The following is a 433-nucleotide window of genomic DNA, read 5'->3' as shown; positions in this document are numbered from 1 at the left end:
CCTGAGATACAATTTAAATCTCAGCCGAATTAATTTTATTTTGCTGCTTTCATATCGCGTCAGTTCTAAATACTGTTCGCAGTGTTCGCAGGAATTTTCGTAATAATATGCCTCCTCAAAACCCAGCTCTTTATTGCAATGTACACACCTCACTATTTCATCTCCTTCTGCAAATCCACTATATATTGACGTAACCAGTTTTTGGCTGTTGATTTTGCTCGCTGATGGACAGTCATGATTAATTGAAAGTTAGCGGCGTACTTATCGAGAATTTCAGTGACTGCGGTATCGTCATATTTAGGCAGGTTATTTAACTCATTCAGGCACTCCCTCGCCACTGTTCTCCTTGCGTTCTCGTATGATTGGTTATTCATCGGTGATGGAATTTAATTTCTCAGCAAACTCTTTGGCGATTAAATCTATTTTTTCGCCG

Annotated in this window: 1 protein-coding gene; it reads right to left on the bottom strand. The window is 39.3% G+C overall.

What is annotated here, in order from left to right:
- Positions 1 to 152: 152 nt before the first annotated feature.
- The gene (locus tag PSI23_RS22100; RefSeq protein ID WP_273557057.1) at positions 153 to 338 is read right to left on the bottom strand and encodes a hypothetical protein; all 186 of its coding nucleotides are present in this window, start codon (positions 336 to 338) and stop codon (positions 153 to 155) included.
- Positions 339 to 433: the final 95 nt, after the last annotated feature.

Origin of the sequence: Xenorhabdus yunnanensis (assembly GCF_028598805.1) — a bacterium.
GTDB classification, from domain to species: Bacteria; Pseudomonadota; Gammaproteobacteria; order Enterobacterales; family Enterobacteriaceae; genus Xenorhabdus; species Xenorhabdus yunnanensis.
Note: the sequence above shows the minus strand (reverse complement) of the source record. Positions and strands in the feature narration are given on the sequence as shown.